Source organism: Rhizobium ecuadorense, assembly GCF_001187535.1.
Taxonomy (GTDB): domain Bacteria; phylum Pseudomonadota; class Alphaproteobacteria; order Rhizobiales; family Rhizobiaceae; genus Rhizobium; species Rhizobium ecuadorense.
Window position 1 is genome coordinate 61,794 of sequence record NZ_LFIO01000074.1, and the last position, 13,872, is coordinate 75,665.

Below are 13,872 nucleotides of genomic sequence, written 5' to 3' on the forward strand. Positions count from 1 at the left end.
GGTGAATGTCGTTTTTCAACAGATATCGGCGCCAGCGAGCGCGACAGCGGCGATCAGGCGAAAGCAATTTCCGCGAGCAGAGGAAGGTGGTCTGAAGCGACCCTTGCCAGGCGGTTATCCAGAACCGTCGCCTGTTTGACGATGAGATCGTCGGTGACGAAGACGTGGTCGATACGCATCAGCGGGTAGCGGGAGGGAAATGTCGCTTTTGGCTTGGCGTTGCCTGCGAGCTGGGCGTCCTTCAACGACCGCGTGGCAAGTCGGTAAGTCGCCGATGCCGGGATGGCGTTGAAGTCGCCGCAGAGGATGGTGGGTAAAGCTTCATCCGTCGTTCCGCGCAGCCAGCCTGAGTTCAACAGCGTCGTCATCTGGCGCATGCGCTCGCGGCCGCGAAGGCCGAGATGGGTGTTGACGACCAGCAGTTTTCTGTCGCCGACCAGGATTTCAACGGAAAGCGCGCCGCGCTGTTCACCGATGGATGGCAGTGGACCGGCCTTGACCGCGCCGGTCGGCAAGGCGGTGATAACCGCATCGCCATACTGCTCTTCGGCAACCGATAGCGCCGGATGAAAATGCGCCTGCATCTTGAGAAGCGAGGCGATCGTATGGGCCTGGTCGATGCCGCCGGTCCTGCGCCTGAGGACATCGACCTCCTGGAGAGCGACGATGTCGGCTTGCGCCTCGGCGATGACCGAAGCGATGCGCCCGGGATCGAGCTTGCGGTCGCTGCCGATACAGCTGTGGACGTTATAGGTCAGGAGTTTGATTGATTTTTCCGGCATGGGCCCGTTGAAGCTCGTCCCTTGGGAACATGGATGCGGTTCCCCGGGGGAACACAAAACTCGTTTGATCGTTCCAGATTATCGGCCCGTCACGCTCGCACTCCTGAGGACAATCGATGCGTTTGAAAAGCATGATCTGGAATGGACTGCTCGTTGCCGCTCTTTGTCTTGCGGTCTTTCTTCTCTATCGTATCTTCCAGCAGTATAGCCTCGACCAGATCGTCCAATCGGTTCGCAGCATACCGCTTTCAAGCTTCTGTACAGCACTTCTCTTTGCTGCGGCATCCTACCTATGCCTTGGCTGTTTCGATCTCCTGGCGATCCGTTCGCTCGGCAAATCCTTGCCTTATCCCAAAATTGCGTTGGCTTCGTTCATCAGCCTGTCGCTCGGCCACAATATCGGATTTGCCGGACTGAGCAGCGGCGCCTTCCGCTACCGCTTTTATTCGCGCTGGGGGCTGACGACCGAGGACGTAGCGAAGATCATCCTGTTCTGCGGCGTCACGGTCGGGCTCGGACTGATGACGCTCGGTGGTCTTGCGCTGATCGTCAATCCGGGTGATGCCGGACGCCTGCTGCGGCTTGATCCGGACAGTGTGCGCATCTTTGGCTTGCTGGCGCTCATCGTGCCGGTCGTCTATGCGGGGCTGGCGTTTTTCATCCGCGGCAAGTTGCGGCTCTGGCGCTGGTCGTTTCAGTTGCCGCGATTTTCGATTGCCGTCGCGCAGGTCGGGATCGGGACGCTCAACTTCATGCTCGTTTCCGCCTGCCTGCACCAGATGCTCTCGGCCTTCGGCGGCGTCGCCTTCTTCAGGTCGGTGACGGCCTATGTGCTGGCCAATTCGGCAATTCTCGCAACCCATGTTCCTGGTGGGCTCGGCGTGCTCGAGGCGACCGTCTCCTATGCCGTGCCGAAGGAGGCCTCGATCGGCGCATTGATCGCGTTCCGCTGCGCCTATTTCTTCATTCCGCTGGCGCTCGGCACGACGCTTCTCGTCATCAGCGAGATCGTCTTCCGAAGATCACGCGGGGCGGATGAGGCGGCGAATGAGGGCGCCGAGGCCCAGTCGGTGTAGGGGCAGGAAAGGGCGGGCCGGGTCGAAGAACCCGCTGCCTCTGACCGGTGAGATGCTGCCGGAAAGCTCGACGGCGAATTCTCTCAGACCCCGAGCGCCATCATTCTGCGCGTCGATTGCTTCGATCACCGAGCCGCTTTGCGCGTAAGCCGCTGCAAAACTCGCGGTGCTCGTTCCGAGATATTCCGCCAGCAGGCGATTGCGCAGCTCCGCGACCGCGCGACGGTGTTCGTCCGTTGCAGAGTGAAATAGTATATCGCATTCCGAATCAAGGCCTTCGGAGCGATTGTTGAGATTGGAGGAGCCGATGCGCAGCAGCTCATCGTCGGCAATCATCAGTTTGGAATGGATCAGCACCTCGACCTCGGCGACTTTCGGCCCGGGCACGATTGGCCCGGGCACGACGGGGAAATAGACCCGCAGCCGGCTCGCCCGATCGGCCCGTTTGAGAAGGCGGATGACGCGGTCGCGATTGCCGCCCATGACAAGCTTTTCGATCAGCCCGTGAGAACTGCGCGTGCAGATGATGACGACCTCTGGACCGTCTTCCTCCTGCAGCCGTGCGGCAATGGCGTCGGCGACGCGGAAAGAGGCGAGATATTGCGCCTCGATATAAAGCAGGCGCCGTGCTCGGGAGATGATGTCCAATGTCGAGGCGATACCGTCGCTGATGCCGGCGCGCAAAGTCGTCGACGGCTCCGTCAGCACGAAGCTCACCGGGATTTCCCGCAGCGAAACGGCAAGATCGTCCGGCCACGGAAAGGGTGCGTGCTCGGCAAGCGGCAGGTGCCTTTCGCCGGTGGCGTTTTCCCAGCGCCGCCTGGCGATATCGCCGATCAGCCGGGCAGCGTCGCCCGTGACCATCGCCTGAACGTCATGCAGCGGATCGTAGGAAACGCCCTCGGGATCGAGCCGGAGCCTGTCCCTGGCACGATGGCGCTTTGTGTCCCATCGCCGTGACGTCAGGTCGATGCCGCCGATGAAGGCGACCGCGTCGTCGATGCAGACGAGTTTCTCATGGTGGCAGCCGCGAGCGACACCTTGAAGATCGAAGCGCAGGTCGATCCCGGCATTCCTCGGGAAGTTCTTCTTGCAAAGCACCTGCAGGGATTTTCCCGAATAGACCGGCCCGAGCGCCCAGATGAGGATGCGTATTTCGAGCTCGGGATTGGCCGCTGCAAGCGCATGCAACAGGTCTGCCAAAGTCTCGTCGGATTTCTCTGGTTCCAACGGGATGTCGGGATTGAAATCCCAGCCGATGATCCAGATCGTGCGCCGCGCCTGCCGCAGCGCCCGCGATACTTCGGCGAAATATCTGTTGCCGTTGATCAGGAAGGCCGCCTTCTCGGCCTTGCCGTCCAGGCGCAAAGCGCTGTCATTCTGTTTTTCGCGGCCGTCCGGCCGTTGTGATTTTGCCTGGGACAGGCTCGGGTGATTGAAGACGGTCTCGAATGCGGTCATGATTGCCTCGGCCTTTAACTGCGAAAACAAACGCCTGGAATATTTTTGGGTTCCGTGCGGCGCTTGAGGCGGCGGCCGGACTGACTTCGTCCGGCGATGGAAGCGTAAGGAAACGAGAATGTCACAACGAGCAGGCAGCGCCGATCTTCCCCTTCACGGGGGACGTGTGCCGCATTGGCTCGGCGACCGGATGACACGGCTGGGAGCCCTGATCACCGAAGCGATCGTGCATCACTACGGCCGCGACGAATTCCTGCGCAGGCTCGCCCACCCTTTCTGGTTCCAGTCCTTCGGCGCTGTGATGGGCATGGACTGGCATTCCTCCGGCATCACCACCAGCGTTCTCGGCGCGCTGAAGCGCGGGCTGAACCCGCGCGCCGGCGAGCTCGGCCTGCATGTCTGCGGCGGCCGCGGCGTGCATTCGCGCAAGACCCCGCAGGAACTCGTCTCGATCGGCGAGCGCGTCGGCTTCGATGGCGAAGGCCTGGCCACGACGAGCCGTCTTATCGCCAAGGTCGACAGTGCTGCCCTTCAGGATGGGTTCGATCTTTACCTGCACGGCTTCATCGTCGCCGATGACGGCCGTTGGGTGGTCGTGCAACAGGGCATGAACGGCGACAGGCGGCAGGCCCGGCGCTATCACTGGCTGTCGGAAGGGCTGGAGAGTTTCGTCGACTCGCCGCATGCGGCAATCGAGGGCAGGAGCCAGGGGACGATCGTCAATCTGGCCGACAGGCGCGCCGAGCGCTCGCGGCGCGGCCAGCTCGATCTGCTGGCGACGCTCGGTCCCGACCGGATCGTCCGCGAGGCGGCCGCATTGCGGCGTGCCGAGCAGCCGGCGCCCGAGCCGGCCGCTCAGCCGATGCTGCCGCACCTGATCATGCCTGCCCATCACGATGTGCGCGAGAGTGACGTCAACATGCGGCGCCTGCATGGAAATCTTGCCGCCGCAGCCGACCGCGGACCGGCGGATTTCGAAGAGCTGCTGCTTGTTCCCGGTGTCGGCGCCCGCACGGTGGAGGCGCTGGCCATGGTGGCCGAAGTCGTCCACGGCGCGCCCTGCCGTTTTTCCGATCCGGCGCGCTTTTCGATCGCTCATGGCGGCAAGGACCGCCATCCCTTCCCGGTTCCGCTCAAGGTCTATGACGAAACGATCGGCGTGATGAAATCGGCGGTGCAGAAGGGCAGGCTCGGACGGGAGGAGGAACTGCAGGCGCTGAAGCGCCTGGATGATCAATCCAGGCAGATGGAACGTTACGTCACCGGTCCCGACCTCAAGGATATCATCGCCGGCGAATTTCGCCAATCCGCCGATTTCGGCGGCCGCAGCGTCTTCGGCTGGGAGCCGCCGCCCGCAGAGTAGGGCACCTCATCACGCCGCTAGAACAGGCTTCAGATTTTAGGCCCGTTTGGCCTAAAATCTGAAGCCTGTTCTACATTAAAGAGTAGAGCATGATCTCGCCCGAAAACCGCGCACAGTTTTCGGCATCATGCTCTCTTAACTCGCCGAGCCGGGCAGGGTGACCTCACCGTTTTCCTCACCATCCCAGTACCGGATGGAGGACGCCGAAACTTTGATGAGAACGATCCCGGGAGTGTCCACACCTTCAGGAAACCACCGCTCCAGATCGGGCACCCAATGTTCTTCGAATGCAGCCTTGTCCCGCACCAGAGAGGCGAAGCCCTCGACAGCGATGAAAATCCCCGGTTTGCCGAGGAGGCTGGGAGGTGCGGTGAACGTCAGCGAGACGATGTCGATGCCTTCGATCTCCGTGATTTTCCTGCTGTCCTCGTACGAGAAGAACCAGGAATCCCCGTCATATTCGACGTCGCCATTATTGCTCATCGGCCGGGCCGAGATGCGGCCCGACCCGGCATTCGTCGACAGCATGCAGAAATCGATCTTCTTCAGTTGCGAGGATAGGTCTTCGAGGGTCATGGACGCCATTGCGATCTCCCGGGTTTGAATGCTCGGGAGTAGCGTGCAGGCGTCCAAATTGTTCCGTGGAAAGCCTGCGTGACTACTGCATAATTCCTTAAATCGGAATCGATTTAAGGATAAAATTATGCAGCAATTCAAAGTGTTACAGCGTCCTTTGCGCGTCTGAAAAGACGCGCGGCGCTGTAAGCCTCCATCCTTTTGATCTATTCCCGCAAGGTTTAAGGATGGAAGTATGTAGGAATTCGAGGGGTTGCAGCAGCGTCCTATGCGAAGCTGAAAGATAAACGGCGCTATACCCTCAATGGCCGTCCGGCGGGACCGCTTCGGCGGGAACCGTCTCTTTCAGGTTCTTCCGGTGGAAGATGAAGAGCCCGGCAAAGACGATGATGGCTGCGCCGACGACGATCTGCATATCGGGAATATCGCTGAAAAAGATGTAGCCGAGCACGATCGCCCAGAGCAGCAGCGTATATTGCAGCGGCGCCAGCAGCGATGCGGGGGCGAGCTTCAGCGAGCGGGTGATCAGGAGGTGCGCGCAGGTGGCGACGACGCCGAGCAGCAGCATGCCGGACCAATCGACGAGCGTTGCCGACTGCCAATGGCCGATGCTGAGCACGATGCCGACGGCAAGGGCGGCGATCGTCTGCCACGTCACCAGCGTCGTGTCGCTGGTCGAGCGCAGGTAGCGGCTCATCACCAGCGACAGCGCAAAGGCGAAGCTGCCGACAAGACCGAAGAGCGATGGAAGCGACAGCATCGCCGTCGACGGGCGCAGCGCAATGACGACGCCTGCAAAGCCGATCAGCACGGCCAGCCAGCGGCGCCAGCCGATCTTTTCCCCGAGGAAGAAATGCGAGAGTGCTGCAATGTAGATCGGACCGGCCATATAGAAGGTCATCACGTCTGCGAGTGGCAGATAGGCGACGGCCGCATAGAACAGGGCGACATCGCCGGTCGCCATGGCGACCCGCATGAACTGGAGGCCCTTCTGCTCGACGCGGAACAGGGCCATCGGCCCTTGCCTCGCGATCATCGGTCCCAGCACGATGAACGCGCCGAGCGAGCGGATCACCAGCACCTGGCCGACGGCAAAGCTCGTCATCAGCCATTTGCCCATCGCATCGTTCAGCGCAAAGAGCAGATCGCCGAGCAGCATCAGCGCGACACCTGTCATGATCAGGTTTCCGGCATTGGCTGTAGCCGCCTTGGTCTTCATCTGTCGAATCCTCAAGAAAACAGCCGCGCATTGCGTGGCCGAGTGGGGCTTCGGCCTTAACACCACCGATGTCAATGGTCGGCGCGAAGCTCTTGCACCGAAATTTGGCGGCGACGGATCTGTGGCGCCTCAGAAGGCGAGACGCCGCAAAGCTCATCTGATTGCGGTGCTTGCCGATTGTAGGTCGGAGCTTGCGATCAAGGGCGAGGCAGCGACTGTATCTTGTAATTCCGGCGAGTGCGGATTAAATGTGGTTACGTTACCACAAGCGGAGGCTCGCCATGACCGTCACCACGCTTTCAGGCCGAGAACTCAATCAGGATCTTGGCCGCGCCAAGCGCGCCACCAAGGACGGGCCTGTGATCATCACCGACAGGGGGCGGCCTGCGCATGTTCTCTTGTCGTTCGACGAGTACAAGCGGCTTACCGGCAAAATGCGGACCCTGGGTGACATGCTGGCAGCGCCGGGAGCGGAAGAGGTTGACTTGACGCTCCCGCCGCGCACCGAGCATGCCCGACCGGTCGATCTTTCGTGATGCTGTTGCTCGATACCAACGTTGTGTCGGAACTGCGCAAGGTCGCGAGCGGCAAGGCCGACCCCAATGTGGTGGTCTGGAACGAAACCGTCGATCCGGCCGAGACGTTCATTTCCTCCGTCGTCCTGCACGAACTGGAAATTGGCGTTCGGCTGGTCGAGCATAATGATGCAGCCGCCGGGAAGGTGCTGCGCAACTGGCTGGAAAATTCCGTTCTCGCAGCATTTTCCGGCCGTATCCTGCCTCTCGATGAGGCTGCGGCCGTTCAGGCCGCCCAGTGGCATGTGCCCAATCCCAAGCCGATCAACGACGCCTATATTGCGGCGACTGCCTTCACCCGCCGCATGACGCTGGTCACGCGCAATATCAAGGATTTCGAGGGCATGGGAGTGGCACTCGTGAATCCCTGGGCACTCCCGACATAGTATTCTCAAAAACCGCAGCGATCATTTGTATGATGCGATTGATCGCAGCCTGTGGGAAGCGACCGCTGAACATCAATCAGTCCGCCGGACAGCTTTCTTACAGCGCTCATCTGTTCGCCATGCTGGCGACCAAATCGCTGAATCTCTCACCCTGAATGCCGACATGCGCCCGCAACAGACGGCGGGCTTCATCGCCATCCCCGGCAAAGATCGCATCGACGATGGCGCAATGTTCCGAGAAGGATGTCGACAGGCGGTTTCGCACGCGCAGCTGGAGGCGGCGGTAGGGTCGCAGCCGTCGGTGCAATTGCACACATTGCTCCTCGAGGAAATCGCTTCGGCCGGCTGCGTAGATGGCCTTATGAAACTCCTCATTGTCGTAATAATAGGCGTCACTATCGCCGGCGCCGGCTGATTGCTCGCAGCGGCTGTGGGCGGCCGCGATCGCTTCCCGGGAGGCGTTGTCCAGCCGCCGTGCGGCGAGCGAACCGGCCAGGCCCTCCAGCTCTGCCATAACCTCGAACATCTCATAGACGCGGTGCGGTCCCGGATCGATGACAACTGCACCTCTGCGGGGACGAATTTCGATGAGGCCGATCGCATCGAGTTGCATCAGCGCTTCGCGCACCGGTGTGCGCGAAACGCCGAACCGCGTGGCAAGCACCATTTCGTCGAGCCGCTCGCCCGGGGTGAACTCGTTGGAAAGAATTGAGTTTTCAATCTCATCCCGCAGCCATCGGCCAACATTCTCGGACATTCGCTTCACTTTCTTCATACGAAAATGCATTTCTCGTATACAAGATCGTTAATCTAGTGTACGAAAAGTGACAATCTACATACTACCGATGAAATCCCGCGATGGGAAGCAGCGTTAAATGCCGTGCGTAACGCCGGCCATCAGCAGAGAGGAGAATGGTATGTCCGAGGCTTCCTTCTTCAGCGACATGCTGCAGAGCATCACGGACCGCGGACGCCAGCTGCTGTTTTCCGGTTCGCGCACCACGCAGGCTGCAGCCAAGGCCGATCTCCAAACGCTCTGTGACATGCTGCTATCGAGCCGGGGCGAAGCGTCGGGCATGGCCCTTGCGGCCGAGATCCTCGATCGCTGGGAGGCGCTCGACAGCGACGGCGCGCAGGCATTCCTCCATATGCTTCATGAGAAGTTCGGGCCCGACACGGCCAAGCTCGACCAGGCGATTGAAAATTACCGCACTGACAAAAGCTCCGCCGTCATCATTGCTCTCCACCAGGCAGCCGAGCCACGGCGACAGGAGCTTCTGCGACGGTTGAATCACACACCGAACGGCACCGCCAAGCTCGTCCGGATGCGTCAGCATCTGCTTGCTTCCAAAGAGCAATCCGCAGGCTATCACGCCCTTGACGCCGACTTCACGCATCTGTTCGGCTCCTGGTTCAATCGTGGTTTTCTGACGCTGCGGCCGATCGACTGGTCGACGCCGGCTTACATTCTTGAAAAAATCATAAAATACGAGGCCGTGCACGAGATCGCCGGCTGGGAGGAGCTGCGCCGTCGTTTGGCGCCGTCCGACCGCCGATGCTTTGCCTTTTTTCACCCCCGGCTGGCCGACGAGCCGCTGGTGTTCGTCGAGGTGGCGCTCACACGATCGGTGCCCGGCGCGATCGGCGATGTGCTCGACGAGGGCAGGGAGCAGATCAATGCCGACGAGGCGACGACGGCGGTCTTCTATTCGATCTCGAACTGCCAGGATGGCTTGCGCGGAATCTCGTTCGGCAACTTCCTGATCAAGCAGGTCGTGGAAGACCTGCGCAGAGATCTGCCCGGCCTGAAGAATTTCGTCACGCTGTCGCCCGTTCCAGGCTTTGCCCGCTGGCTTGCCAAGGCGCGCGCTTCAGCCGCCGACCGGTCGCTGCCGGAGGCGGCCCGCAAAACGCTGATGCTGCTGGACGATCCGAACTGGCCTGACAACGAGGATACGGCAACCGAAATGGAGCGTGTGCTGCTGCCGCTTGCGGCACGTTATTTCCTGATCGAGCGGACGCCGGAGGGGCGCCCCGTCGATCCCGTCGCCCGCTTCCATCTCGGCAATGGCGCCCGGCTCGAAAGACTGAATTTTCTGGGCGACCGCTCGCCCAAGGCGATGCAGCAGGCACACGGTCTGATGGTCAATTACCTCTATAAGCTCGACGATATCGTGGCCAACCACGAGGCGCTGGCGCAGCGCGGCGAAGTGATTGCCTCGCCGGCCGTCAAAAACCTGGCCAACCAGCACGACGAAAGCCGCAGCAGCGGCAATGGCCAGCAAGGTTCGCGGCCATTCGCACAGATCATGAACTCAACGCTTGGAGGAGGGCGAAAGTGAGCAACCATCTTTTCGACGCCATGCGGGCCGCCGCGCCCGGTGACGCACCGTTCATTCGGATCGATAGCACGCGCACATGGACCTACGATGACGCATTCGCTCTTTCCGGCCGCATTGCCAGCGCCATGGATGCGCTCGGCATTCGCCCGGGCGATCGAGTGGCGGTTCAAGTCGAGAAGAGTGCCGAGGCGTTGATCCTCTATCTCGCCTGTCTTCGCAGCGGGGCGGTCTACCTGCCGCTCAACACGGCATATACGCTGGCTGAACTCGACTACTTTATCGGCGACGCCGAGCCGCGTTTGGTGGTTGTTGCGTCGGCTGCCCGAGCGGGCGTGGAGACGATCGCGAAGGCGCACGGCGCGATCGTCGAAACGCTCGACACTGACGGCAGCGGCTCGTTGCTCGATCTTGCGCGCGATGAACCGGCCGACTTCGTCGATGCCTCGCGCTCCGCCGACGATCTGGCGGCGATCCTCTACACGTCAGGAACGACGGGCCGTTCCAAGGGCGCGATGCTCACCCATGGGAACCTGCTCTCGAACGCCCTGACCTTGCGGGATTATTGGCGCGTCACGGCCGACGATCGGCTGATCCATGCCTTGCCGATCTTTCACACGCACGGGCTGTTCGTCGCCACGAATGTCACACTGCTTGCCGGCGCCTCGATGTTCCTGCTGTCGAAGTTCGATCCGGATGCGGTGCTGTTGCTGATGCCGCAGGCGACGATGCTGATGGGGGTGCCGACCTTCTACGTGCGCCTCCTGCAAAGCCCGCGCCTCGACAGAGAGACGGTCGCCAGCATCCGCCTCTTCATTTCCGGTTCGGCTCCGCTGCTTGCAGAAACACATACCGAGTTCCAGGCACGGACCGGTCATGCGATTCTCGAGCGCTACGGCATGACGGAGACCAATATGAACACGTCGAACCCCTATGACGGTGAACGGATTGCCGGAACGGTCGGTTTTCCTCTGCCTGACGTGACGGTGCGGGTAACCGATCCCGCCACGGGGCAAGTGCTGCCGCCTGAACAAACCGGCATGATCGAGATCAAGGGGCCGAACGTCTTTAAGGGCTATTGGCGCATGCCGGAAAAGACCGCGGCCGAATTCACCGCCGACGGTTTCTTCACCAGCGGCGATCTCGGCAAGATCGACCGGCAAGGCTACGTCCACATTGTCGGCCGTGGAAAGGATCTGGTGATTTCGGGTGGATACAACATCTATCCGAAAGAGGTCGAAGGTGAGATCGACCAGATCGAGGGTGTGGTCGAGAGCGCTGTGATCGGCGTGCCGCATCCCGATTTCGGAGAAGGCGTGACCGCCGTCGTCGTGCGCAAGCCCGGCGCCGTCCTGGATGAAAAGACCATCGTCAGCGCCCTCCAGGACCGTCTTGCCCGCTACAAACAGCCCAAGCGCATCATTTTCGTCGAGGACCTGCCGCGCAACACGATGGGCAAGGTTCAGAAAAACATCCTGCGGCAGCAATATGCCGATCTTTACGCCGTGACGTAAGACGACCGGGCCCTCTGGGAGGAGGGTGCGCCGCATTCAGCATCAATCTTGAAAACAGCAACTACGGCGCCTGAGGCGTCGGAGGGAGGGGAATCATGGGCATTGAATTGCTATCCATAGGACTGCTGGTAGCTATGTTCGTCGTTGCGACGATCCAGCCGATCAACATGGGCGCACTGGCCTTTGCCGGCGCCTTCGTGCTCGGCTCCATGGTCATCGGGATGAAAACCAGCGATATTTTCGCCGGCTTTCCGAGCGACCTGTTCCTGACACTCGTGGCCGTCACCTACCTCTTCGCCATCGCGCAGATCAACGGCACGATCGACTGGCTGGTCGAATGTGCCGTCCGCCTGGTGCGCGGGCGGATCGCCTTGATTCCCTGGGTGATGTTCCTCGTCGCCGCCGTGATTACCGGTTTCGGTGCTCTTGGCCCGGCCGCGGTCGCCATCCTCGCGCCCGTCGCGTTGAGCTTTGCCGTGCAGTACCGCATTCACCCCGTCATGATGGGCCTGATGGTGATCCACGGAGCGCAGGCGGGCGGCTTTTCACCGATCAGCATCTATGGCGGCATCACCAACCAGATCGTCGAGAAGGCCGGCCTCCCTTTTGCGCCGACGTCGTTGTTTCTCTCCAGCTTCTTCTTCAACCTGGCGATATCGGTGCTGGTCTTTTTCGTTTTCGGCGGCGCCAGAGTGAAGAAGCATGACGCCGCATCAATCGGCCCCTTGCCTGAACTGCATCCCGAGGGCGTATCGGCGTCGATCAGAGGCCATGGCGGCACGCCGGCAAAACCGATCAGGGAACATGCCTATGGCACGGCAGCCGATACCGCGACGAAGCTGCGCCTCGACAATCAGAGAATTACCACCCTGATCGGCTTGACGGCGCTTGGCGTCGGCGCCCTGGTTTTCAAGTTCAACGTCGGCCTCGTCGCAATGACGGTGGCCGTCGCCCTGGCGCTGCTGTCGCCAAAGACCCAGAAAGCGGCGATCGACAAGGTCAGTTGGTCGACCGTGCTGCTGATATCAGGCATCATCACTTATGTCGGCGTCATGGAAAAAGCCGGGACGGTCGACTATGTGGCGCACGGCATATCCAGTCTGGGCATGCCGCTGCTGGTGGCGCTTCTGCTTTGTTTTACGGGTGCAATCGTCTCGGCCTTTGCATCCTCGACCGCGCTGCTCGGCGCGATTATCCCTCTCGCCGTTCCATTCCTGTTGCAAGGACATATCAGCGCCGTCGGGGTGGTTGCCGCGATCGCAATTTCGACCACCATCGTCGATACCAGCCCGTTTTCCACCAATGGCGCCCTTGTCGTCGCCAATGCGCCGGATGACAGGCGAGAGCAGGTGCTGCGACAGTTGCTGATCTACAGCGCCCTGATCGCTATCATCGGCCCGATCATAGCCTGGCTGGTGTTCGTCGTGCCGGGTCTTGTCTGACGGCGGGCTGCCGCTCCAAAAAAGCGGTGCCGAGCCCGGCTCAGCACCGTTGCAGACCGTTCTGACGGCGTCTATCTCAGCTTCTCGACTGCGATGGCAAGACACGTCTTGAACGCGGCTAAATCAGTATAGAGCGCATCGCGAGCCGCGTCGCCGACGATGAGGACGCCGCCGCGCCGCTCGATCCCGGCGTGCAGCATGAGATTGTCGGCCAGGCCGAAATCCTCGATGGCAATCCCGTTCGGGTCTCGCAGCCGACCTTCGGCGTCATAGGCGACGGCCCCGCCATAAAGATCGCTCACCCGTCCGCTGTGATCCCGGGCCACATTCGTATATGCGAAGACAGGCTTGCCGCTAGCGCACATAAAGCCGAGTTCGAAGGCCGTGCCGGTATCGGCGGCAATGCCGCGAAACGGCGTCAGATTGGCGATGATGGCGTCGGCCTCGATCATCATCTTCTCGTCGACCGCGTTTATCGCCGCCGCCCGCTCGCGCTTCGAATTCGTCTGCGGGATTTCCAGATCACCGGGTGAGAGTGGGTGAAGCCCGGCCTCGCGGGCAAGCGCTGCTTTACGGTCGAGCATTTCACGGGCGTTTGGAAGGAAGACTTCCGGACCGGCGAGATAAACTTTCTTTGTCATGGATGAATGCACCTCAATGGGATGGGCTCGGAATACGTCCCTTGCTGTAGAGCCAAGGAGGATCACAATCCAGTGGCCGAGAACAGCCCATGCCGCGTGCGCGCACAAATCCCTCGCCCGATCTGATTAGGACCAAAGTCCCACGCTGGAACGAGGCCGCACAGATGACGTTCAGCCGATAGCTGCGAGCAGAGGAGATGTCGATGCGCCATGATTTTTGGGACCAGCCCGTTGAGGTCATCGGGGATGGCGACCACCCTAAGAGTATCCGCAACAGCAGGGACGCGCTCGCATATCTCATGACCTGCTGGCCGCGTGAGAAAGCGGCATCCTTCGCCGTCGCGAAGAAGATCTGCACGGACGCTGTCAACGGGCGAGCCGATTCAGCCGCGGCCGTATTGGCATTCAAAGCCGCGGCTGAGGAAGCCGGCGTCCTCCGTTAGGAAACGGTTGCGCACATAGTGGCCTTCGTTGGCAGCGTTGAAATATATTTCAACG

At 61.0% G+C, this 13,872-nt stretch carries 14 protein-coding genes; 8 read left to right on the plus strand and 6 right to left on the minus strand.

All coding sequences use genetic code 11. The features are described 5' to 3' along the window. Window positions 1-53 precede the first annotated feature (53 nt). Window positions 54-782, minus strand: a complete 729-nt coding sequence (locus tag AF337_RS03325; RefSeq protein ID WP_049731052.1) for an endonuclease/exonuclease/phosphatase family protein — start codon at window positions 780-782, stop codon at window positions 54-56. A gap of 116 nt (window positions 783-898) precedes the next feature. Between AF337_RS03325 and AF337_RS03330 the strand changes: the two genes are divergently transcribed. Beyond that, window positions 899-1,858: a lysylphosphatidylglycerol synthase domain-containing protein gene (locus tag AF337_RS03330; protein WP_049731053.1), complete on the plus strand. Its 960-nt coding sequence runs from the start codon at window positions 899-901 to the stop codon at window positions 1,856-1,858. On the opposite strand, the gene AF337_RS03335 is transcribed toward AF337_RS03330, so the two are convergent. After that, the gene (locus AF337_RS03335; protein WP_049731054.1) at window positions 1,805-3,319 is read right to left on the minus strand and encodes a phospholipase D-like domain-containing protein; all 1,515 of its coding nucleotides are present in this window, start codon (window positions 3,317-3,319) and stop codon (window positions 1,805-1,807) included. The genes AF337_RS03330 and AF337_RS03335 overlap by 54 nt on opposite strands. Before the next feature lie 118 nt (window positions 3,320-3,437). Here AF337_RS03335 and AF337_RS03340 point away from each other — a divergent pair, with 118 nt between their 5' ends. Beyond that, the gene (locus tag AF337_RS03340; protein ID WP_049731055.1) at window positions 3,438-4,682 is read left to right on the plus strand and encodes a DUF763 domain-containing protein; all 1,245 of its coding nucleotides are present in this window, start codon (window positions 3,438-3,440) and stop codon (window positions 4,680-4,682) included. Between the two features lie 135 nt (window positions 4,683-4,817). Here the strand turns inward: AF337_RS03340 and AF337_RS03345 are convergent, their stop codons facing one another. After that, window positions 4,818-5,267 carry a pyridoxamine 5'-phosphate oxidase family protein gene (locus AF337_RS03345; protein WP_049731056.1) on the minus strand — a complete coding sequence of 150 codons (450 nt, stop codon included), beginning with the start codon at window positions 5,265-5,267 and terminating at the stop codon, window positions 4,818-4,820. A gap of 292 nt (window positions 5,268-5,559) precedes the next feature. Next, complete coding sequence (locus tag AF337_RS03350) at window positions 5,560-6,477, minus strand: DMT family transporter (protein WP_049731057.1); 918 nt, start codon at window positions 6,475-6,477, stop codon at window positions 5,560-5,562. A 281-nt stretch (window positions 6,478-6,758) separates the two neighbouring features. On the opposite strand from AF337_RS03350, the gene AF337_RS03355 reads away from it, so the two are divergent. Next, window positions 6,759-7,013 carry a type II toxin-antitoxin system Phd/YefM family antitoxin gene (locus tag AF337_RS03355; protein ID WP_049731058.1) on the plus strand — a complete coding sequence of 85 codons (255 nt, stop codon included), beginning with the start codon at window positions 6,759-6,761 and terminating at the stop codon, window positions 7,011-7,013. Then, the gene (locus AF337_RS03360) at window positions 7,013-7,438 is read left to right on the plus strand and encodes a type II toxin-antitoxin system VapC family toxin (protein ID WP_049731059.1); all 426 of its coding nucleotides are present in this window, start codon (window positions 7,013-7,015) and stop codon (window positions 7,436-7,438) included. Before AF337_RS03355 ends, AF337_RS03360 begins: the two co-directional genes overlap by 1 nt. Window positions 7,439-7,544: 106 nt before the next feature. On the opposite strand, the gene AF337_RS03365 is transcribed toward AF337_RS03360, so the two are convergent. Then, window positions 7,545-8,195, minus strand: coding sequence for a GntR family transcriptional regulator (locus tag AF337_RS03365; RefSeq protein WP_049731137.1), 651 nt, complete (start codon window positions 8,193-8,195; stop codon window positions 7,545-7,547). A 160-nt stretch (window positions 8,196-8,355) separates the two neighbouring features. Here AF337_RS03365 and AF337_RS03370 point away from each other — a divergent pair, with 160 nt between their 5' ends. The 3 genes from AF337_RS03370 (at window position 8,356) to AF337_RS03380 (ending at window position 12,733) form a co-directional block, all read left to right on the plus strand. Further along, the gene (locus AF337_RS03370; RefSeq protein ID WP_049731060.1) at window positions 8,356-9,780 is read left to right on the plus strand and encodes a malonyl-CoA decarboxylase; all 1,425 of its coding nucleotides are present in this window, start codon (window positions 8,356-8,358) and stop codon (window positions 9,778-9,780) included. Then, entirely contained in the window at window positions 9,777-11,291 is a 1,515-nt protein-coding gene (locus AF337_RS03375; RefSeq protein ID WP_049731061.1) for a malonate--CoA ligase, read from the plus strand. Before AF337_RS03370 ends, AF337_RS03375 begins: the two co-directional genes overlap by 4 nt. 95 nt (window positions 11,292-11,386) lie before the next feature. Continuing rightward, window positions 11,387-12,733, plus strand: a complete 1,347-nt coding sequence (locus AF337_RS03380; RefSeq protein ID WP_049731062.1) for an SLC13 family permease — start codon at window positions 11,387-11,389, stop codon at window positions 12,731-12,733. A 71-nt stretch (window positions 12,734-12,804) separates the two neighbouring features. On the opposite strand, the gene AF337_RS03385 is transcribed toward AF337_RS03380, so the two are convergent. Continuing rightward, window positions 12,805-13,374, minus strand: coding sequence for a nucleoside 2-deoxyribosyltransferase (locus AF337_RS03385; RefSeq protein WP_049731063.1), 570 nt, complete (start codon window positions 13,372-13,374; stop codon window positions 12,805-12,807). 203 nt (window positions 13,375-13,577) lie between these two features. Here AF337_RS03385 and AF337_RS03390 point away from each other — a divergent pair, with 203 nt between their 5' ends. Then, window positions 13,578-13,817 carry a DUF982 domain-containing protein gene (locus AF337_RS03390; RefSeq protein WP_049731064.1) on the plus strand — a complete coding sequence of 80 codons (240 nt, stop codon included), beginning with the start codon at window positions 13,578-13,580 and terminating at the stop codon, window positions 13,815-13,817. Window positions 13,818-13,872: the final 55 nt, after the last annotated feature.